Annotated in this window: 18 protein-coding genes; 8 read left to right on the top strand and 10 right to left on the bottom strand. The window is 49.6% G+C overall.

Annotated elements, in window-relative coordinates; genetic code table 11:
* Positions 1-6 precede the first annotated feature (6 nt).
* Genes fabD through yceD form a run of 5 tightly spaced genes read right to left on the bottom strand, consistent with a single transcriptional unit; the run spans position 7 to position 3,687 of the window.
* Positions 7-933, bottom strand: coding sequence for an ACP S-malonyltransferase (gene fabD, locus JYB87_RS07575; protein WP_207356262.1), 927 nt, complete (start codon positions 931-933; stop codon positions 7-9).
* A gap of 32 nt (positions 934-965) precedes the next feature.
* Complete coding sequence (locus tag JYB87_RS07570) at positions 966-1,922, bottom strand: beta-ketoacyl-ACP synthase III (RefSeq protein WP_207356261.1); 957 nt, start codon at positions 1,920-1,922, stop codon at positions 966-968.
* A 9-nt stretch (positions 1,923-1,931) separates the two neighbouring features.
* Positions 1,932-2,960: a phosphate acyltransferase PlsX gene (gene plsX / locus JYB87_RS07565; protein WP_207356260.1), complete on the bottom strand. Its 1,029-nt coding sequence runs from the start codon at positions 2,958-2,960 to the stop codon at positions 1,932-1,934.
* 15 nt (positions 2,961-2,975) lie between these two features.
* Positions 2,976-3,146 (bottom strand): 50S ribosomal protein L32, encoded by a 171-nt coding sequence (rpmF, locus tag JYB87_RS07560; RefSeq protein ID WP_207356259.1) that lies wholly within the window; start codon positions 3,144-3,146, stop codon positions 2,976-2,978.
* 16 nt (positions 3,147-3,162) lie between these two features.
* Positions 3,163-3,687 (bottom strand): 23S rRNA accumulation protein YceD, encoded by a 525-nt coding sequence (gene yceD / locus JYB87_RS07555; RefSeq protein ID WP_207356258.1) that lies wholly within the window; start codon positions 3,685-3,687, stop codon positions 3,163-3,165.
* A gap of 269 nt (positions 3,688-3,956) precedes the next feature.
* Between yceD and JYB87_RS07550 the strand changes: the two genes are divergently transcribed.
* On the top strand, positions 3,957-4,589 hold the full coding sequence (locus JYB87_RS07550) for a Maf family protein (protein WP_207356257.1): 633 nt from the start codon (positions 3,957-3,959) through the stop codon (positions 4,587-4,589).
* Between the two features lie 75 nt (positions 4,590-4,664).
* On the opposite strand, the gene JYB87_RS07545 is transcribed toward JYB87_RS07550, so the two are convergent.
* Both JYB87_RS07545 and rluC read right to left on the bottom strand, forming a co-directional pair.
* Positions 4,665-5,330, bottom strand: coding sequence for an HAD family hydrolase (locus JYB87_RS07545; protein ID WP_228729969.1), 666 nt, complete (start codon positions 5,328-5,330; stop codon positions 4,665-4,667).
* Positions 5,331-5,339: 9 nt separating this feature from the next.
* The gene (gene rluC / locus JYB87_RS07540; RefSeq protein ID WP_207356256.1) at positions 5,340-6,302 is read right to left on the bottom strand and encodes a 23S rRNA pseudouridine(955/2504/2580) synthase RluC; all 963 of its coding nucleotides are present in this window, start codon (positions 6,300-6,302) and stop codon (positions 5,340-5,342) included.
* A 585-nt stretch (positions 6,303-6,887) separates the two neighbouring features.
* Here rluC and rne point away from each other — a divergent pair.
* Together rne and JYB87_RS07530 are read left to right on the top strand one after the other, a co-directional pair.
* Positions 6,888-10,280 carry a ribonuclease E gene (gene rne / locus JYB87_RS07535; protein ID WP_207356255.1) on the top strand — a complete coding sequence of 1,131 codons (3,393 nt, stop codon included), beginning with the start codon at positions 6,888-6,890 and terminating at the stop codon, positions 10,278-10,280.
* A 137-nt stretch (positions 10,281-10,417) separates the two neighbouring features.
* Positions 10,418-11,971, top strand: a complete 1,554-nt coding sequence (locus tag JYB87_RS07530; protein WP_207356254.1) for a SulP family inorganic anion transporter — start codon at positions 10,418-10,420, stop codon at positions 11,969-11,971.
* A gap of 88 nt (positions 11,972-12,059) precedes the next feature.
* On the opposite strand, the gene JYB87_RS07525 is transcribed toward JYB87_RS07530, so the two are convergent.
* Positions 12,060-12,998, bottom strand: coding sequence for a bifunctional methionine sulfoxide reductase B/A protein (locus JYB87_RS07525; RefSeq protein WP_207356631.1), 939 nt, complete (start codon positions 12,996-12,998; stop codon positions 12,060-12,062).
* Positions 12,999-13,215: 217 nt separating this feature from the next.
* Here JYB87_RS07525 and JYB87_RS07520 point away from each other — a divergent pair, with 217 nt between their 5' ends.
* The 4 genes from JYB87_RS07520 (at position 13,216) to ylqF (ending at position 17,976) form a co-directional block, all read left to right on the top strand.
* Positions 13,216-14,055 (top strand): isopenicillin N synthase family dioxygenase, encoded by an 840-nt coding sequence (locus JYB87_RS07520; RefSeq protein ID WP_207356253.1) that lies wholly within the window; start codon positions 13,216-13,218, stop codon positions 14,053-14,055.
* Between the two features lie 232 nt (positions 14,056-14,287).
* On the top strand, positions 14,288-15,724 hold the full coding sequence (nhaC, locus tag JYB87_RS07515; protein ID WP_207356252.1) for a Na+/H+ antiporter NhaC: 1,437 nt from the start codon (positions 14,288-14,290) through the stop codon (positions 15,722-15,724).
* A gap of 14 nt (positions 15,725-15,738) precedes the next feature.
* Positions 15,739-16,908: a MalY/PatB family protein gene (locus JYB87_RS07510; protein WP_207356251.1), complete on the top strand. Its 1,170-nt coding sequence runs from the start codon at positions 15,739-15,741 to the stop codon at positions 16,906-16,908.
* Between the two features lie 126 nt (positions 16,909-17,034).
* Entirely contained in the window at positions 17,035-17,976 is a 942-nt protein-coding gene (gene ylqF, locus JYB87_RS07505) for a ribosome biogenesis GTPase YlqF (RefSeq protein ID WP_207356250.1), read from the top strand.
* 60 nt (positions 17,977-18,036) lie between these two features.
* Here the strand turns inward: ylqF and JYB87_RS07500 are convergent, their stop codons facing one another.
* Both JYB87_RS07500 and JYB87_RS07495 read right to left on the bottom strand, forming a co-directional pair.
* Positions 18,037-18,549 (bottom strand): low molecular weight protein-tyrosine-phosphatase, encoded by a 513-nt coding sequence (locus JYB87_RS07500; protein ID WP_407695834.1) that lies wholly within the window; start codon positions 18,547-18,549, stop codon positions 18,037-18,039.
* A 21-nt stretch (positions 18,550-18,570) separates the two neighbouring features.
* A complete protein-coding gene (locus JYB87_RS07495) occupies positions 18,571-19,449 on the bottom strand; it encodes a DNA ligase (protein ID WP_207356249.1) in 879 nt (292 codons plus the stop codon).
* Positions 19,450-19,619: 170 nt separating this feature from the next.
* Here JYB87_RS07495 and JYB87_RS07490 point away from each other — a divergent pair, with 170 nt between their 5' ends.
* Positions 19,620-19,997, top strand: coding sequence for a diacylglycerol kinase (locus JYB87_RS07490; protein ID WP_207356248.1), 378 nt, complete (start codon positions 19,620-19,622; stop codon positions 19,995-19,997).
* Positions 19,998-20,037 lie beyond the last annotated feature (40 nt).

Here is a 20,037-nt window from a genome sequence, read left to right as displayed (position 1 = left end):
CTCCTGTTATTCAGTGATGGCAGCCAATGATGCTTGATCATTGATTGCTTTAGCGCTCAGCGCTTTGCTGATACGTTTTGCAAGCCCAGATAATACTTTTCCTGGACCAAATTCAAGCAATTCTGACACACCTTCCGATGCCATCAGTTCTACTGTTTCAGTCCAGCGCACAGGGCTATACAATTGACGCACTAACGCGTCTTTAATCTCTTCCGCAGCAGTCGGTGATGCAACATCGACGTTGTTGATTACGCGAATGCTCGGTGCGTTAAAGCTAATGTTTGCCAACGCTTCTGCTAATTTTTCGGCAGCAGGCTTCATTAGCGCGCAGTGTGAAGGCACGCTCACCGGCAAAGCTACCGCCATTTTAGCACCCGCTTCTTTGCAGGCTGCTGCAGCGCGCTCAACGGCGGCCTTTTCACCGGCAATAACCACTTGACCAGGGCTGTTGTAGTTTACTGGGCTAACCACCGCACCTTGCGCTTGTTCTTCACAAACGTTGGCGATGGTGTCGTTGTCTAAACCGATGATAGCGAACATTGCGCCAGTACCGGCAGGCACGGCAGCTTGCATCAACTGACCACGCAGTTCGACCAATTTGACCGCATCTTTAAAATCAATTACGCCAGCACATACTAATGCTGAATACTCGCCCAAGCTATGGCCAGCCATCACAGTAGGTAATGCTTTGCCACTTGCTTGATATACACGCCAAAGGGCGACACTGGCGGTCAACAATGCCGGCTGAGTTTTATCGGTTTGATTTAATTCTTCAGCAGGACCGTTTTGCACCAATTGCCATAGGTCATAACCCAAGGCTTCGCTGGCTTCAGCGAAGGTGTCAGTCACAACAGAATATTGTTCCGGCAAATCAGCCAACATGCCAACGGCTTGTGAGCCCTGCCCCGGAAACACGAATGCAGTAGTGGTCATATGTTCAACCTTAATGATTAAAATGAAATTCTTTAGAATCTTACTAAGGCGCTGCCCCAAGCAAAACCAGCACCAAAGGCTTCCAACAATAATAGCTGGCCGCGTTGAATTCGCCCGTCACGTACCGCTTCATCTAGCGCAATCGGCACTGAAGCCGCTGAAGTGTTGCCGTGCTTATGTACAGTCACGACCACTTTATCCATGCTCATGTTGAGCTTGCGTGCAGTGGCTGCAATGATACGTAAATTAGCTTGATGAGGTACCAACCAATCGAGTTCAGCTCTATCGATATTGTTGTCTTCAAGGGTTTCTGTCACTAGGTGTGACAACTGAGTTACCGCCACCTTGAATACATCGTTCCCCTTCATACTCATGAAGTGTTCAACAGACTCACCCGCGTGACGCGCTGGCGTTGCGCATTTAAGCAGATCGCCATGACGGCCATCTGCGTGAAGATGAGTAGAGATAATGCCGGGTTCATCACTCGCGCCAACCACAGCAGCACCCGCACCATCACCAAATAAAATGATGGTTGAACGATCAACTGGGTCACACATACGCGATAACACGTCAGCCCCGATGACGAGCACTTTCTTCGCGCCGCCAGCTTTAACAAACTGATCCGCCACGGCCAGTGCATAGACGAAACCAGAGCACGCCGCTGAAACGTCAAATGCCGGAATATTAGGTACGCCTAACATCGCCTGAATTTCGCAGGCGGCAGCAGGAAAAGCATTTGCAGCACTGGTTGTGCCACAAACAATTAAATCGAGTTCTAATGGGTCAATACCTGCCATTGCAATCGCATTGACCGCGGCGTTGTAGCCCATTGTAGCGACGGTTTCATTACCATCGGCAATCCGGCGCTCTGAAATGCCTGTACGTTCAACAATCCACTGGTCATTGGTTTCTACCATCTGTTCCAGATCTTGATTGCTACGCACCTGCGCCGGCAAATAACTGCCAGTACCAAGAATTTTTGTGTGCATAAAGAGAAATCAGCTGTTGATGTCTAAAAGTATCGATTCCAGACGGGTTTTAATTTGGTCTGGAAGACGACGCGTAACTTCGGTCACAGCCAGGCTGATTGCCTGTAAGTAAGCGGCTTGATCCGCATTCCCATGGCTCTTGACAACTATTCCGCGCAATCCTATCAGACTTGCACCATTATAGTGGTCGGGGTTCATTTGTCGCAGTACTCGCGCAATGCTAGGCGCTAATAATTTCGCCAATAATCTGACAAAGAAACCCTGTTTTAAGCCTTCTTTCAACTGATGAACCAATAGCCGAGCGATACCTTCTGAGGTTTTGAGTGTAATGTTGCCGATAAAACCATCACAGACGATGACGTCTACTTTACCGGTATAGATTTCATTACCTTCAATATACCCCTGGTAATTGATTTGAGGTGTATGTTGCAGCAATTGTGCTGCGTGTTGAACTTGTTCGTTACCCTTGCACTCTTCACTGCCGACGTTTAATAACGCAACTTTCGGATTCGTTTGCTTAGTCACCACTTCACATAACACCGACCCCATCACCGCAAACTGAAACAGAATATCGGCATCGCAACTGACGTTGGCGCCAAGATCCAGTAGGTATAAAGGTTTATGGTTAACGGTTGGAAGACAAGTCACTAACGCAGGACGTTCAACCCCGGGGAGCGTTTTTAACACCACTTTGGCCATGGCCATCAAAGCGCCTGTATTACCGGCACTGACACACGCATCAGCCTCACCGTCACGCACACCTTCAAGCGCAAGTCGCATCGAACTTTGCTTTTTGCAGCGCAAAGCCACCGCTGGACGTTCGTCCATGGCAACACATTCGTCAGTATGTTTGATTGTGATTCGGCTACGGAAAGAGTCACCGCATTCAGAGAGATGAGGTGTTATCTGGTTTTCATCGCCAACCAGAATGAGATGTAGATGTGGATATAATCGAAGTGCCTGCATTGCAGCAGGCACTGTAACGTGGGGGCCATGATCGCCACCCATCACATCCAACGCAAGCGTCAGACTTGTCATAAGACAATCAACAAATTACTTGTTGATTACCTTTTTGCCACGGTAGTAACCGTCAGCAGTCACACAGTGACGACGATGAACTTCGCCGCTGGTAGCGTCTACAGACAGCTGAGCGGTGCTCAGAGCATCATGAGAACGACGCATTCCGCGCTTTGAACGTGATTTTTTATTCTGTTGAACAGCCATTGATCTGTCTCCTGGATTACTTGCTCTTCAGTTTTTCTAACACTGCAAACGGATTCGGACGCTCTTGCTGAGCTTCTTCGATCTCGCCTACGGCCATGTCTTTAGAACCAAAATGACATTCTGCAACGTCATGGGTTGGCACTAAAGGTACGGCCAGCATCAATTCATCTTCTATCATTCGATGTAGACGAATCTCGCCAATCTCATCGCACTCAATAGGATCGTACGCATCCGGGAGCTCATCGATTTCTGCCTGTGTCCGACAAGGACTAAAGCAAAATTCAACTGCCGCCTCTGAAGCAAAAAGTGTCATGCAACGTTGACATAACAGAGTGAGCTCCGTCACAGCCTTCCCTTTCAGGTAGACTATCCCCTGTAAATCGACACCACATTCTAGTGACACTGCTACATCGGTACAGTCGCCGGCGCATAAATCAGCCAATCTTTTCAGCGTGTTACCTGGAACCGTACCCTGATAAGTCAGGCGGCTCGTGGCAGCGCGGAGAGGATCAATTGAAACCGGTATCTTTACTGTTTGCATAAGCAGGCGCGCATCTTATAGTTTGACGCCCTTTGAGTCAAAGAAAATCTCGCGTATCCATTCACAAATATCAATGAATTCGCAGTTTCGCGACTTTAAAAGGGCCGAAATTGACGGACGACAATTCTACTCAAGCGAATATCACCATACAAGCGTGATCCGCGCAAAAACAGCGCAATTAATGCTGATCGGGTGCCATTTTATTCAGTTTGCAATTTGTGGCGACTCTGGCAACAATTTCAACCGAAAAAATTTAAGGTAATCATTCCATGTCTATCTCAGCATCATCTAGCGTTAATGCGCCCCGTTTAGTGCTCGCGTCGACGTCGAGTTTTCGCAAAACCTTGCTTGAAAAACTTGCCCTGCCGTTTAGTTGCAGCGCGCCCGAAGTGGATGAAACGCCGTTGCCGAATGAATCTGCCACCGCGCTGGTCGAACGCCTTGCTATTGCCAAAGCCAAAGCAGGTGCCAGCGATAACAGCAACAGCCTGATTATCGGCTCAGATCAAGTTGCGGTAATTGATGGGCAGATTGTCGGAAAGCCGCTCACAGAAGAAAAAGCCATCGCGCAATTGATGGCAGCGTCAGGCAAGCGCATCACCTTTTATACTGGGCTCGCGCTCTATAACAATTTCACCGGGCACGTTGAAAGTTTGGTTGAGCCATTCACTGTGCATTTTAAGCCGTTGACTGAAGCCCAAGTGCGCTATTACGTGGCAACAGAACAACCTTTATATTGCGCCGGGAGTTTTAAATGCGAAGGTTTAGGAATTGCGTTGTTTGAACGATTAGAAGGCAAAGATCCCAACAGCTTAGTCGGGCTACCGTTAATTAGTTTAATTGAGATGTTGGCGCGCCAAGGAGTGGATGTGTTATCGCGTGACTGCGTTGCCGCAGTTTAAGCCACGTAAACAAAAGGGAGCATTAATCGGTTAACGCTCCCGAGATATGTGAAACCAATGGCACTGAATGACCGCCTATAACCAGTGCAATAAATCCAGCGGTTGGTAAATCACTGCTTTGGGATTGCATTCCTGTAGCTTTTGTTCACCATGCGCGCCATAAGCAACACCCACGGCTGACATGCCAGCACTGTTGGCCATTTTTAGATCGAGCTGAGAATCGCCCACCATCATACTTTTATTTGCTGCGGCGCCAGTCACGCTGAGCAACTGTTGCAACATATCAGGGTGTGGTTTTGACTGAGCATCATCAGCGGTACGCGTGTGGCTGAAATACTGCCCTAAACCTGTTTGCTCCAGCATGCGATCAAGTCCTGCGCGCGATTTCCCGGTAGCTACGGCGAGTTCAATGCCTCGCTGCTGCAACTCAGTAATCAGATGTTCTATCCCATCAAACAACTTAAGTGGTTCATCTGCACGGCGCAAAAAGTGGTGGCGATAGCGCAACTGCAACGCTTCTTGACTGGTGGCACTGATCCGCGGAAATAGCTGATTAACGGCCGCAGGCAATGATAGACCGATAATATCGCGGCAGGCTTGCTCGCTAGGAACCTCGAGGTCGAGGTCGTGACACATATCGCGCAGACATTCTAAAATACGTCCGATAGAGTCCATGATAGTGCCATCCCAATCAAACACTACCAACTGATAATCACTTTGCTTCGTTGAGGCGTACGTCAAAACCGTCTCCTAACATTTTTTCAGTTTATCGAGTAACTGTTGCAGCTCATCATCCAGCGGTGCTTGCACCTCAAGTACTTGTTCAGACTCTGGATGGGTGAAACGTAATTGCGCGGCATGCAAAAACAACCGGTTCAGTCCAAGTGCACGCATCGCATCATCAAATGCCTGCTCACTGTATTTCTCATCACAGGCAATGGGATGACCGGCAAATTGGCAATGCACCCTAATTTGATGAGTACGACCGGTCACTGGACTCGCTTGAATCAAGGTTGCCTGCTCGTAACGCTGTAAAATCTTAAAACGTGTCTCTGACGGCTTACCTTCAGCATTCACTCGCACAATGCGTTCGCCGTGGGGCAAGGTGATCTTCAGCAGTGGTGCTTTAACTACGCGATCATGGGCTTGCCATGCGCCACGAACCAAAGCCAGATAATCTTTCTGCATCTGCTTATTACGCAATTGGTCATGCAGATGACGTAACGCACTGCGCTTTTTAGCCACTAACAGTACGCCGGAAGTTTCCTTATCTAGGCGGTGCACCAACTCAAGAAACTTCTGTTGTGGTCTGAGTGAACGTAAACCTTCAATCAAACCATAATCAACGCCACTGCCACCGTGCACCGCAATACCCGCAGGCTTATTCATCACAATGATATGTTTGTCTTCAAACAGAATGCGATCTTCAAGTTGGGCAACGCGCTGCAATTTAGGCGATGGCGCCGTGCGGGGATCGGCCTCGCTCACCCGAATAGGTGGCACGCGTACCACATCACCCTCTTGCAGTTTATATTCTGGTTTAATGCGCTTTTTATTTACCCGTACCTCACCTTTACGCACGATGCGATAGATCATGCTTTTAGGCACGCCTTTTAACTTCGCTAACAGGAAGTTATCAATACGTTGGCCGAGATTGTCTTCATCGATGGTCAGCAGTTGCACCTGCTGAAACTGGGATTCGTTATTGGTCATCTTTTTCACTAAGAAAAGTAAAGCGCCTTATTGTACATGAAGTGATGCGATTTCATTGCCCTAATTTTTTAATTCGGCTATATTTCAGCAGCTAACGCAATTACCGCTGGCCATTTTTACAGCACATGGTTGCGTTATGCGAATTGGGGAACAGAAGTAAAGTTTAAAAATTAAGGTCGCATATCATTGATATGCAGGCTGTTGTTGTACACAAATGTCATATTATCGGTGTTAACAGTCAAACCTAGAAAACAACTAATCTTTATTACACTTGCCTCTCATTACCCAGCACTGAAACGAATATATTAATGTTAACCAGTTATTGAACGACACTTGACGCCTTTGGCATTACTGGAACAATTAAACGAATTTATGGGGTTGGTTGACGTTTTACAACGAATTCCTTGTTTTTGTAATCATTGAAAAATAAGCCATAAATAGGAAGCCACACGCAGCGATTGCGTCTAACAGCAATGGGCTCCTGATGCCTGGGACTCAAACCGTGAGGTTTAGGAAAATCACTCCCAAGGCCCGTAATGCAGCGCAAATGACGTTTGATGACCATCAAAGAAGAATGTCGTCATCATGAAACGGATGCTTATCAATGCAACTCAATCTGAAGAGTTGCGCGTTGCCCTAGTCGATGGGCAACAGCTTTACGATCTGGATATTGAAAGTCCAGGTCACGAACAGAAAAAAGCGAATATCTACAAAGGTAAAATCACTCGCGTAGAACCTTCCTTAGAAGCTGCTTTTGTTGACTATGGTGTTGAACGCCATGGTTTTCTGCCTTTAAAAGAGATCGCCCGCGAATACTTCCCACAAGGTTATTCTTTCCAAGGTCGTCCTAACATCAAGGACGTAGTGAAAGAAGGCCAAGAAGTTATCGTGCAAATTGATAAAGAAGAGCGTGGCAACAAAGGTGCAGCGCTGACTACCTTTATCAGTTTGGCAGGCTCTTATCTGGTATTGATGCCAAACAACCCTCGTGCAGGCGGTATTTCTCGCCGTATCGAAGGCGATGAGCGCACTGAACTAAAAGAAGCGATGGAAGAGCTCGAAGTGCCAAATGGCATGGGCTTGATCGTGCGTACCGCCGGCGTGGGTAAAGCCTCTGCCGAACTGCAATGGGACTTAAAAGTACTGTTGCATCATTGGAATGCCATTCAAGAAGCGGCCAGCAGCAAGGTTGCGCCATTCTTAATCCATCAAGAAAGTAACGTCATTGTACGCGCAATTCGTGACTACTTACGTCGCGACGTGGGCGAGATCCTGATTGACCATCCACGTATTTACGAAGATGCCAAACAGCACGTTGCCTTGGTGCGTCCAGACTTTGTTGAACGGGTAAAGTTCTACAAAGCGGAAGTGCCATTGTTCACCCATTATCAGATTGAATCTCAGATTGAATCCGCCTTCCAACGCGAAGTGCGCTTGCCCTCTGGTGGCTCAATCGTTATCGACCCAACTGAAGCATTGACCTCAATCGATATCAACTCCGCCCGCGCAACCAAAGGCGGCGATATTGAAGAAACAGCGCTTAACACCAACTTAGAAGCCGCCGATGAAATCGCCCGCCAATTGCGCTTGCGTGACCTTGGTGGTTTGGTGGTAATCGACTTCATCGATATGACCCCAGTGCGTCACCAACGTGAAGTAGAAAACCGTCTGCGTGATGCGGTACGTCATGACCGTGCTCGCGTACAAATCGGCCGTATTTCGCGCTTTGGTTTGATGGAAATGTCACGCCAACGTCTGCGTCCATCGCTAGAAGAATCTGCTGCGCACATCTGCCCTCGCTGTCATGGCCAAGGCACTATTCGTGGCACTGAATCATTAGCCTTGTCGATTCTGCGTTTGATGGAAGAAGAAGCCATCAAAGAAAACACCGCGCAAATTGAAGCCATTGTGCCAGTTGACGTCGCCGCCTTCCTGCTGAACGAAAAACGTAAAGCGATTCGTATCACCGAAGAACGTCACGACGTTGAAGTGTACATCATTCCAGATGCGCACATGACCACACCAGATTACCGTGTAGTACGTCATCGCACCGACGATGAAATCGACGAAGCCAGCTACCAACGTACAGAGAAGCCAGAGTCTAAGCTGTATGAACCGCGTAAGCTTGAACGTGCGGCATCGCCAACCCCTGCGTTAAGCGGTTTTGCTACACCGGCAAAAACAGATATTGAAGCGGCTGCGCCAGCGGCTAAAGCTGCGCCTGCCAAGGCAAAAGTTGAAGCTGCCGCGCCACAACAACCTGGCTTATTAGCCCGTTTGTTTAAAGCGCTGTCTTCATTGTTCTCTGGCAGTGCAGCAGAAGAAGCACAACCTAAGGCTGATAGCAAACCGACTAACAACCGTAACGGTAATCGCACCCGCAATAATGAGCGCAATGACCGCCGTCGTAAGAACCCTCGCAACAACAGCAAACAAACCGCTGAAGTTGACAAGCAAGAGACGACAACTGAAACCGCTAAAGCTGACAAGCCAACTAACAGCAGAAGACGCAATCAGAAAGCGGATAACGCCAAGCCTAACCGCAATGAGCGTAAAGCCAAAGCTGAAGACGTCGTAGATGAAACCATTAACGATGAAGCGCAACAACCAAAGCAAGAGGTTGTACGTGAACGTCGTCAACGTCGCGATATGCGCCGTAAGGTTCGCATTGAGCAAGACGGTAGCCCAGTAGAGCAAACCGCTCAGGCGCCTGTGCAAGCTGAGCCTGTCGTCGCAGCTCAAGAAACTGCGCCAGCAAAACAAGATAAGCCACGTCGTAGTCGCCGTAATGAAGACAAACGCCAAGACAAAGCTGAAGACAATGCAGTTGACGTCAGCAATGTCGAAGCGATAAGCGAGGATGCAGCACCAACGCCAATCGTAACTGAAGCCACAGCGCTACAAGCTGAGCAATTGGAACTGTTGGCTAACGCAGAAGAAGCGGTTGAAGTTGAAGCCTCTGATGCGAGCACCGATGAAAACGGCCGTGAAAAACGTGAAGGTCGCCGTAGCCGCCGCAGCCCACGCCATCTGCGTGCAGCGGGTCAACGTCGTCGCCGTGAATCTGAAGACAACAGCAATGAAGAAGCCAGTGCTGAAGTTGCAGCAAATGCGGCGCCGGTTACTGAAACTGATGTTGCCGTTAGCGCCGTTGAAGTGACTACTGAAGCAGCAACAGCCGTTGCCGCAGCGACCAGTGCTCCTGCAACTGAGGTAGAAATTACGCCAGTAGACACGGTTACAACGCCGGTAGTCACTGCTGAAGCAGCTGAACCTGTTGCCACTCCGGTAACAGAACCAGCGGCCACGCCAGTTGCTGCTGAAGTGAATGTTGCCCCAGCCGCCTCTACAGTAGCGGTTGCGCCAGCGACTGACGTAGCAGAGGAAGCAGCAAGTGCTCCAGTGTCAGCGCCAGCAGCGGTAGAAGACGTTAAAGTAGTTGCTGAATCGATTGCCGCTGAGCCAGCAGTGGTTGAAGCTGCAGCTGAAGCTCAAGTTGCTCCAGCGGTTGAAGCCGTGGTAGCGGAAGCTCCGGCTGCAACTGTCGAAGTGACAGCAGCGCCGGTCGCGCCTGTAGCACCTGCTCCTGTAGCGCCAGCAACAGCTGAAGCAGCCACTGCCACCGAGGTATTAGTTGAACCGGCTAAAAGCGAGCCGAAGCAAAGTGCTGCATCAGCCCCTATGGCGAAGCCTGCAGCAGTTGCAGTAGCCGCTAAACCTGCAGCAACGACCACTGAAGCTGCAACCGCTGATGGTCAAGTTGCCGATGCTAACGAAGCAACTCCTGCAGCGGTGAAAGTGCCGCGTGCAAGCCGTTATCAATCAATGGTTGGCGCGCAGATGACCAAACCAGAAGTTGAGCAGCGTGACCACGTTGATGTGCCACAAGGCCATCAATACGCGACTAACGGTCAAACCGTAGCGCCAAAAGCACACAATGCGAACAGCGCGTCATCAGCGATGGCAAAGCCTGAATAAATCGAGCTAAGCCGCTGTTTGAAAAGCCATGCCTTTGGGCATGGCTTTTTCTTTGGGCGCCCATCACACTTTTTAAACAATCCTTAATCTGCTAGTATGCGCGACTTTGTTTCCCCTGCTAGGAAGATAATCACCGCATGTTTGAGTTAAATCGCCATAAGAACACCAGTTTACGCGCCGATGTGCTATCTGGGTTGACCGTAGCCCTCGCCTTAGTGCCTGAAGCAGTCGCGTTTGCCTTTGTTGCTCATCTGGCACCTATGGTTGGTTTATACGCCGCCTTTATCATGTGTTTTGTGACCGCAGTTTTAGGTGGACGCCCAGGCATGATCTCTGGCGCAACTGGCGCAACGGCGGTGGTAATGGTGAGTCTGGTTGACAGTCATGGGCTCAACTATCTGTTAGCTGCAGTCGTGCTTGCTGGGGTTATCCAGTTATTGGCGGGCATTCTTAAACTCGGTAAGTTCATTCGCATTGTGCCAACGCCGGTGATGGTGGGCTTTGTGAACGGTTTGGCGATTGTGATTTTCTTAGCGCAATTGGCGCAATTTAAAACCAAAGGCACTGATGGTGAGATGCACTGGTTGGGTAGCAGCGAAATCCAATTAATGCTGGGGCTGATGCTACTCACAATGGCCATCATCCATTTCTTGCCTAAGTTAACCACAGCGATTCCGTCTTCGCTGGTCGCCATTCTGGTGGTCACGGGCTTAGTGGTTGGCTTAGATCTTGATACCCGCACCGTGGTGGACTTTGTCCGTAACATGAGTGGTGATGCCAATGCGACCATCGCCGGTACACTGCCAAGTTTTGCGATTCCTGAAGTACCGCTCACCTGGGATACGCTTTATGTGGTACTGCCCTACTCTGTCATTTTAGCGGCCGTCGGCCTTATCGAATCACTGCTCACACTAACCGTCGTCGATGAAATGACTCAAACCCGTGGTCAAGGTAACCGAGAATGTTTAGGCCAAGGAACTGGCAACGTGGTCAGTGGCTTCTTTGGTGCTATGGGTGGTTGCGCCATGATTGGTCAGTCGATGATCAACATCAACTCAGGTGGTCGTGGGCGTATGTCGGGTATCACCGCCGCAGTTGCGCTGCTGTGCTTTATCCTGTTTGCTGCCAGCTTTATCGAGATGATCCCGCTGGCAGCGCTGGTCGGCGTGATGATGATGGTGGTACTGGGCACCTTTGAATGGGCCAGCTTTAAGATGATGCGTAAGGTGCCTAAGCACGATGCCTTTGTGATCATTCTGGTGACGATAGTTACCGTGTTTACCGATTTGGCAATTGCCGTGTTCACTGGCGTTATTGTGTCGGCGCTGGTATTTGCATGGGAACACGCCAAACATATTGAAGCCAAGCGTAGCGATGCAAATGGCAAGACATTCTATCAACTGCGCGGTCCGTTGTTCTTTGGGTCAACCTCATCATTCTTAGAGTTGTTTGATGCAGACCAAGATAGCGATGAAGTGATTATCGATTTTGGTCGTTCGCGAGTGTGTGATCACTCCGCACTAGAAGCGATTGACACCTTAGCCGAGCGCTACGTGAAACTGGGCAAAAAACTGCATCTGCAGCATCTGTCTGAAGATTGTAAAAAGCTGCTCAGCAAAGCCGGTGACTTAGTGGAAGTGGATTTGGTCACCGATCCGACCTATCGTGTCGCCGATGACAAACTTGCCTAAGCAAGCTAACGTTGGTCTCGCATAAAACAAAGGGAAGCTAATATTGCTTCCCTTTCTGTTTGCTCTTTAAAGTGAACCTAGTACAAATTTATGGCTTTAAATAACTACTGAAACGCTGGCGGATTTTGGCCACTTTTGGATTGATCACCACCGCGCAGTAAGGCTGCTGTGGATGACGCGCAAAGTAATCTAAGTGTTCCTCTTCAGCGCGAAAAAAGGTTTCATATGCCGTCACTTCAGTCACAATCGGCGCATCATACACTTGGTCAGCCTTGAGTTGCTCAATCAGCTGATTGGCAATATCCGCTTGCTCGGCACTGTGGGCAAATATCACTGACCGATACTGGGTGCCAACATCATTACCTTGGCGGTTAAGCGTTGTAGGATCATGACTGGCAAAGAAAATGGTCAGGATCTCTTGGTAGCTGATGATTGAGTCAATAAATTTGATTTGCACCACTTCAGCATGCCCAGTATCACCGCTGCACACCTCACGATAGTTGGCCGATTCTGCACTGCCACCCGCGTAGCCAGGCAACACCTCAAGCACACCGTCGATATCTTTAAACACCGCTTCGGTACACCAAAAGCAGCCGCCACCAACGGTGGCGATTCCAGCAACGGCAGTGCCACCAACAGCAGTCCCATCAGCGTCAGTCAACGCACCTTCGTTGGTGAGAGGCTCAAAGGTCATCGACACAGAATTAACGCAGTGGCGGAGATTTTTCGCTGTCAGTTGCTCGCCTTCAAACACATGGCCTAAGTGACCACCACATTGGCTACAAACAATCTCAACCCGTCGGCCGTCAGCGTCAGGGACTCGGGTAACCGCACCGGGAATTTCGTCATCAAAGGCCGGCCAACCGCAGTGCGCCATAAATTTATGCTCAGACAGATATAACGGCGCTGCGCATTTACGACATAGATAACGACCTGCGGCATTGTGATGATAATACTTGCCGCTAAATGGTCGTTCAGTCCCTTTCTGCTCAATCACGTACTGCTCAAACTCATCCAGTGGTTGCACCGGTTTCATAGCCACTCCTGCAAAAATTCAAAACGATCGATGGTCGCCACTCTACTGGATAACGACGCTCGACGTGATATAGATCACTTTACGTTGCTTAGCCCTGTTCATCAAGATAGAGTTGCACAGCCGCAATTCAGCGACTAAACCTTGTACAACAGTAAGATAAGATGATGTCGCAACATCACACTCATGCCTATTTTAGAAGAGAATAACCATGAAACTTGAAACCATCGATTATCGCGCAGCTGATGCACCACAGCGTTTTGTTGAATCTCTGCGTAATACTGGCTTTGGTGTGCTGAGCCATCATCCAATTGCGCAACCGCTAGTCGAACAGATTTATCAAGATTGGCAGGCATTTTTCCTATCTGAAGAAAAACACCAGTATCGGTTTAACCCGAGCACACAGGATGGCTTCTTTCCTGCCAGCGTGTCGGAGACTGCCAAAGGGCATCACATCAAAGATATCAAAGAGTATTTTCACGTTTATCCTTGGGGGCAGATCCCCGCGCCTCTTAAGGACAATATCCTTAAGTACTACCAACTGGCGAACCAACTGGCCGCGCAGCTGTTGGATTGGGTTGAGCAATATTCGCCGGAAGATGTGGCCAAACATTATCGCGAACCGCTGTCGCAAATGATTGCCGATAGCCAAAAAACACTGCTCAGAATTCTGCATTACCCACCATTAACCGGTCACGAAACCCCAGGCGCGATTCGCGCAGCAGCACATGAAGATATTAACCTGCTGACTGTGCTGCCGGCGGCCAATGAGCCAGGGTTGCAAGTCAAAAGCCGTGACGGTGAGTGGATTGATGTGCCAAGCGATTTTGGCAACCTGATCATCAATATCGGTGACATGCTGCAAGAAGCTTCAAATGGCTATTTTCCGTCCACCACGCACCGAGTGATCAATCCTGCGGGTGCTGACATGAGCAAATCGCGGATCTCACTGCCGCTGTTTTTACATCCGCGCCCGGATGTGGTGTTGTCTGAACGCTACACCGCCGATAGCTACCTGATGGAACGGTTACGCGAGCTTGGGGTGATTTGATTGCAGTATGTTGCAATGCCATCGGTTGCGCTCAACATCTGCTGATGGCAGCCGTTTTTTGGTAACACGCTTGGTTAAACATTTCTAACTAATCAGACAACTCTAATAACGATTACATCGCCATCCGGTGGTAATATTGAGAGTTGCATGATAAAAATAACAAAAATCATCAATAACCATAATTAACTTTACCCTGCCAACATTTGCTTACGTCATCATAAGGATAATAACAGTGACGCATCCCAAGCCCCTGCCATCATTTGCATTGGCGTTATTGCCATTACTCATCATGTTTAGCCTGTTGGTTGTCGGTTATGGCTTTATGGGGCTACGCATTGAAGCCTTATTACTGCTTTCTGCGGCATTTACTGCCGCGATTGCCTATAAACTAGGCTATTGCTGGGACGAGATCGTCGCCGCAATTGTGGCTAAATTGGCAAAGGCGATGCCGGTGATCTTCATTCTGATCTGTGTCGGCGGCCTGATTGCCAGTTGGATGATCAGTGGCACTATTCCTTACATGGTGTACTGGGGGCTAAAGCTAATTAGCCCTCACTATATTTTAATCGCAGCCTTCTTAGTCACCTCGTTAGTGTCTGTTTGCACGGGCACCTCTTGGGGTTCGGCAGGCACAGTAGGCATTGCCTTAATGGGCGTTGCCGCGGGGCTTGATGTGCCCTTGGCCGCGGCGGCGGGAGCAGTCATTTCCGGCGCCTATTTTGGCGATAAACTTTCGCCGTTATCGGATTCAACCAACTTTGCTCCCATTGTCGCAGGCACCACCCTTTACGCCCATATTCAGCACATGCTGTACACCACGATGCCGGGATTTATGATCGCCGCAGTGGTGTTTTGGTTTGCGGGTCACAGCGAAACGGTCACCACAGTCGCTGAGCCACAAAAAGTGGTGGGGATTATTGATGGGCTGGCGCAGCTTTATCAGTTCAACCTGCTGTTACTATTGCCACCGCTGATCATTCTCTACGGTGCGTTGCGGCAAAAGCCGGTGTTGCCCTTGATGCTACTCGCCTCACTGGTGGGCTTAGTGTTAGGCACAGTGCTGCAAGGATTTAGCATTCAACAGGCACTGCAGGCATTTGTTGACGGTTTTAATGTGGGGATGTTTCCCCATCACGCCCAACCACTGCTGCCAATCAACGCCGACATTATCACGCTGCTTAATCGAGGCGGATTAATGTCGATGATGCCGACCATCTTATTAGTGTTTTGCGCGTTCTCCTTCGCCGGAATTTTAAGCCTTACTGGCGCGCTGACCTTGGTGTTAGCGCGGCTTATTCATCTGATCCGTACAACGGGGCAACTTATTCTCGCAACTGTGATTGCCACCATCTCCGTCGTACTGAGTACCAGCGATGGCAAACTCGCGCTGCTCATTCCGGGTGAGCTGTTGCAAGACACCTATCGCAAACGTGGGCTAGATACGAAAAATCTTTCCAGAACCCTCGAAGATGCTGGCACTGTGATTGAACCACTCGTACCGTGGACCGCCGCAGGCGTGTATATGTCGAGCACACTTGGCGTGGCTACCTTGGACTACCTGCCTTGGGCCATTCAGTGCTACAGCGGAGTTATCTTCGCCCTGTTTTACGGCTTTAGCGGTATCGCGATTGCCAAGATTGATCGCCCTGTCATCCCAGCAGCCGAATGAACTATAGGTGCCCAATGATATTTGATAAGCATATTGACCGCCGTAATAGTGGCTCATTGAAGTGGGACTTTATGGCAGAAAAGCTCGCGCTTGAAGGTGATGATTTACTGCCTATGTGGGTCTCTGATTATGACTTTCAAGCGCCCGCGGCAGTCATTGAAGCGCTGCAGCAGCGCGTTGCCCATGGTGTATTTGGCTATGCCGAGCGCGATGACCGATATTATCAAGCGGTGCTAGACTGGTATCAAAGCCAATACCAAATTACGCTCGAACGCGCATGGATTTGCTCTGTACATGGTGTATTGCCGGGGTTGGCATTGGCACTCCAACAACTGACCCAACCGGGGGATGGTATCGTTATTCAATCGCCGGGGTATGGTTCGTTCAATAAAATTATTACCCTCAACCAACGTGTGGTGATTGAAAATCCACTACGGCAACACGCTGGCCAATATTCGCTTGATCTCGACCATCTTGAACATTGCTTTCAGCAAGGCGCTAAGGCGCTGATTTTCTGCAACCCGCATAATCCCACAGGACGCGTCTGGACCGCTGAGGAGCTCCTCGCTGTCGCGCAATTGTGCCAGCAGTATCAGGTATGGCTGCTAAGTGATGAGATTTGGTGCGACTTAACAATGCCGGGGAAAGCGTTTCATTCAGCACTGGCATTACCGAGTGAATTGCAGCAACAGCTGATTGTCGCAAGCGCCAGCAGTAAAACCTTCGGCCTATCTTCATTACGGATTGCCAACTTCATCATAATGAATCCCCCCTTGAGAGCAGCGTTTAGTGAGCGACTCGATGCGCATGGACTCGATGTCTTCAACAGTTTGTCGCTTTGCGCGGCAACCACCGCCTACTTAACCGGTGCGCCTTGGCTTAGTGAGCTGAAACAGTACCTGCAACACAACATCAATTTACTTGCTGAGTTTATTAATACCGAGTTACCGATGCTGGCATTTACCCCGCCACAAGCCGGTTATCTCGCGTGGCTAGATTGCCGCGCGTTGCAGCTAAGCGACGATGCACTGCAGCAGCAACTGCTCAAGGCTGGATTAGTGTTCAGTATGGGGCGTGGATTTGGCATCGCTGGCAGCGGATTTATTCGGCTAAACTTAGGCTGTCCACGCGCCACCTTATTGCAGGCGTTACAGCGACTAAAAACTGCACTCACCCCCTGTTAACCTACGCTTGGGGCACATAAGGCGAGATTGCGCACGGTGGCTACTCACGGTGATTTTTACTGGCCGTGATTTTTAGTGGCAGTGATAGTACAATACGCGCCTTTTTAAACTCAGCAGGAAAAAACAATGGCGATTCAATGGTATCCAGGGCACATGCACAAAGCCCGCAAAGAGATCGAAAAAGTGATGCCGCAAATCGATCTCGTCATTGAGGTGTTAGACGCACGCATTCCCTACAGCAGCGAAAACCCGATGGTGGCACAACTGCGTGGCGACCGCCCCTGTGTCAAACTGCTGAATAAATCTGATCTGGCCGACCCTGAAATTACCGCCCGTTGGATTGAATATCTAGAACAAGAACAAGGTGTTAAAGCACAAGCCATTACCACCTTACAACCGGGCATGGTGAAAAAACTGCCTGAGTTGATCCGCAAGTTGGTGCCCATCGAAGAAGGCAGTGTGAAAAATATTCGCACCATGATTATGGGCATTCCTAACGTGGGCAAATCCACCATTATCAACCTGTTGGCCGGACGAGTGATAGCCAAAACCGGTAACGAACCAGCAGTTACTAAAACCCAACAACGCATCAACCTCAATAACGGCATTGTGTTGTCAGACACGCCCGGTATTTTATGGCCCAAGGTAGATAACGAAGCCAGCAGCTACCGTCTAGCGGTGACTGGCGCTATTAAAGATACTGCCATGGAGTACGACGAAGTGGCGCTATTTGCCTGCGAATATTTCCTCAAAGCGTATCCTGAGGCGATGCTAGAGCGCTTTAATCTGAAAGAATTGCCACAAACCGATATCGAATTGCTGGAAGAGATTGGCCGTCGCCGCGGAGCGCTGCGTTCAGGCGGTTATGTAGATCTGCACAAAGCCTCAGAAGCCGTATTGCATGACTACCGCTCAGGAAAAATTGGCCAACTGTCGCTCGAAACCCCTGAAATGGCAGTAGCCGAGAAAATAGCCGTCGACCAAATGCTCGCCGAAAAAGCCGCTGAAAAAGCGCGTAAAAAAGAAGAGCTGAAACTGAAACACTCTGGTAAACGCCATCAAGGCTGAGCGTCATTACATTAGCCTATCAATAAGGGAGCCGCGGCTCCCTTTGGTTTACTCAACGAGCTACGATTTAACGCTGCTGTTGGGTCGAGCCAATGCTATCTGGCCTAATAAACCTGTCATCGCATCATCGAGCAGATCCAACACCTTCTCAAACCCATCTTTGCCGCCGTAATACGGATCGGGCACTTCGCGCACCTTGCTGTTGGCAAACGCCATTATCATCACCAACTTGTGTTGGTATTCAGCGGGGCAACGCGCCCGTAAATCGGCAAGATTTTGGCTATCCGCGGCTAAAATGAGGTCAAATTTAGCAAAATCTTCATCGAGAACCTTACGTGAACTGATACCAGAAAAGTCGATTCCTCGGCGTTCCCCCGCTGCGCGTGAACGTCGATCTGGGCCTTCACCTTGATGGTGGCCCGTAGTGCCAGCCGAATCTATGGTTAAGTTCAGTCCCATCTCGCGTGCTTTGGCTCTCGCGACAGCTTCTGCTGTAGGGGAACGGCAGATATTGCCAAGGCAAACAAAAAGTAGGCTATTGATCTGTGACCAATCAATGGATGACTGTTGCAACGCGAATTTACTCCCTTATCACTATGGCGCATCGTGGCTGAGTTGATAGTCCAATCTTACGCGAACAAAGCGCGCAAACCTAGGCTTGCCGCTGGCGGTAAAGCCATTGTGTTCAAAGGTGATCCAACTGCCAATAGCTGGCGGATATTGCCGCTGTTGGTCGCTAAACCCACTGCCAATTTTAAAGCGAACACCGTTGGCCATCTCCACTAATAGCGCGCCCATCATGCCGTTGTATTTGCCTTTACCTGGCAACACCGCCAGCACCTTCGCCTCTGCATCATCCACAGGTTTGAACTTAAACACATAGGGGCTGCGGCCAGCGACGATGGGCGCTTTGCGATAATGTAATATCAATCCTTCACCACCACGACTGACAATATCATCTAACTGCTGCTGTAATGATTTAATATCGGTGCCACGCTGTTGTGGAATCACTTTTAGATAAGGCGTAATGCCATCAAATGCTTGGAAATGCTGATAACGCTGCTCAAAATCGCCTAGCGCAGCGGGCGCATCAAATAGCCAATACTGAATCGAACGCCAACGCTCAGCGTCAGTGCCGCCTCTAGCCGCCAGCGACACCTGCTCAAAACTGCCGTAACCAGCCCAAAGTTCACCTTCTAGCGGTTCATTGGGAAAGCCCGCGATAAACCAACTCGGTGCATTAATGACCATACCCGAACGACTGTAGAGCCGCTGCCCATCCCAACGGGCACGCACACCATCGAGCTTTTCGCTGACCAAGTAATCTGCGGGTGATGCTTGCGCTTGCCACACTGACGCGAGCTCTGGATTAGGCAATTGATGGAGTGAGGGCGATGCTGCCTGAGCCACCGCGAAGGACAATAACAGTGAGGGAAAAATCACCAGACGAACGCATGCTGCGAACAAAGACATAACAGGCCTCCTTGCCTTAATAGTTTGTTAAGCAAGTGTAGTTGAAATATGCGCTTTGTTTAGAGTTGCAGACTAAAGCCATTTGCAGATAGCGCTAAGGTGCTATACTGACGCGGTTTTTCTGCGCAGTCTGCCATTTTGCTTAGTTAACAGGGACCCCAAAGCTCATCATGAAACCTGCCAATAATCACGGTCTGAAAAGAGTATTCCGCGCCACTGGATTTTCCATGAAAGGGCTTAAATCAGCCTGGCAACACGAAGCCGCATTTCGCCAAGAAGCCGTTCTCGCCATCTGCATGTTGCCGATTGCGCTGTTGGTGCCAGTCACCACCGTCGAGCGCTTATTGATGATTCTGACAGTCTTTATCGTATTGATTGTCGAACTGCTTAACTCCGCAGTGGAAGCAGTGGTGGATCGCGTGGGCGATGAGATTCATCCCCTAAGTGGCCGCGCCAAAGATATTGCCTCAGCGGCAGTATTTATCAGTTTATTACTGTGCGCGATTACCTGGGGCACTGTACTGTGGCCGCTGATTGTGGGCGCCTAAGCTCATTTAAGCACTTAAGCGCCACAGCAATAACGCAAGA

The organism is Shewanella avicenniae (assembly GCF_017354945.1).
GTDB classification, from domain to species: Bacteria; Pseudomonadota; Gammaproteobacteria; order Enterobacterales; family Shewanellaceae; genus Shewanella; species Shewanella avicenniae.
The sequence above is the reverse complement of the archived record's forward strand: the minus strand, read 5'-3'. Positions and strand labels throughout refer to the sequence as shown.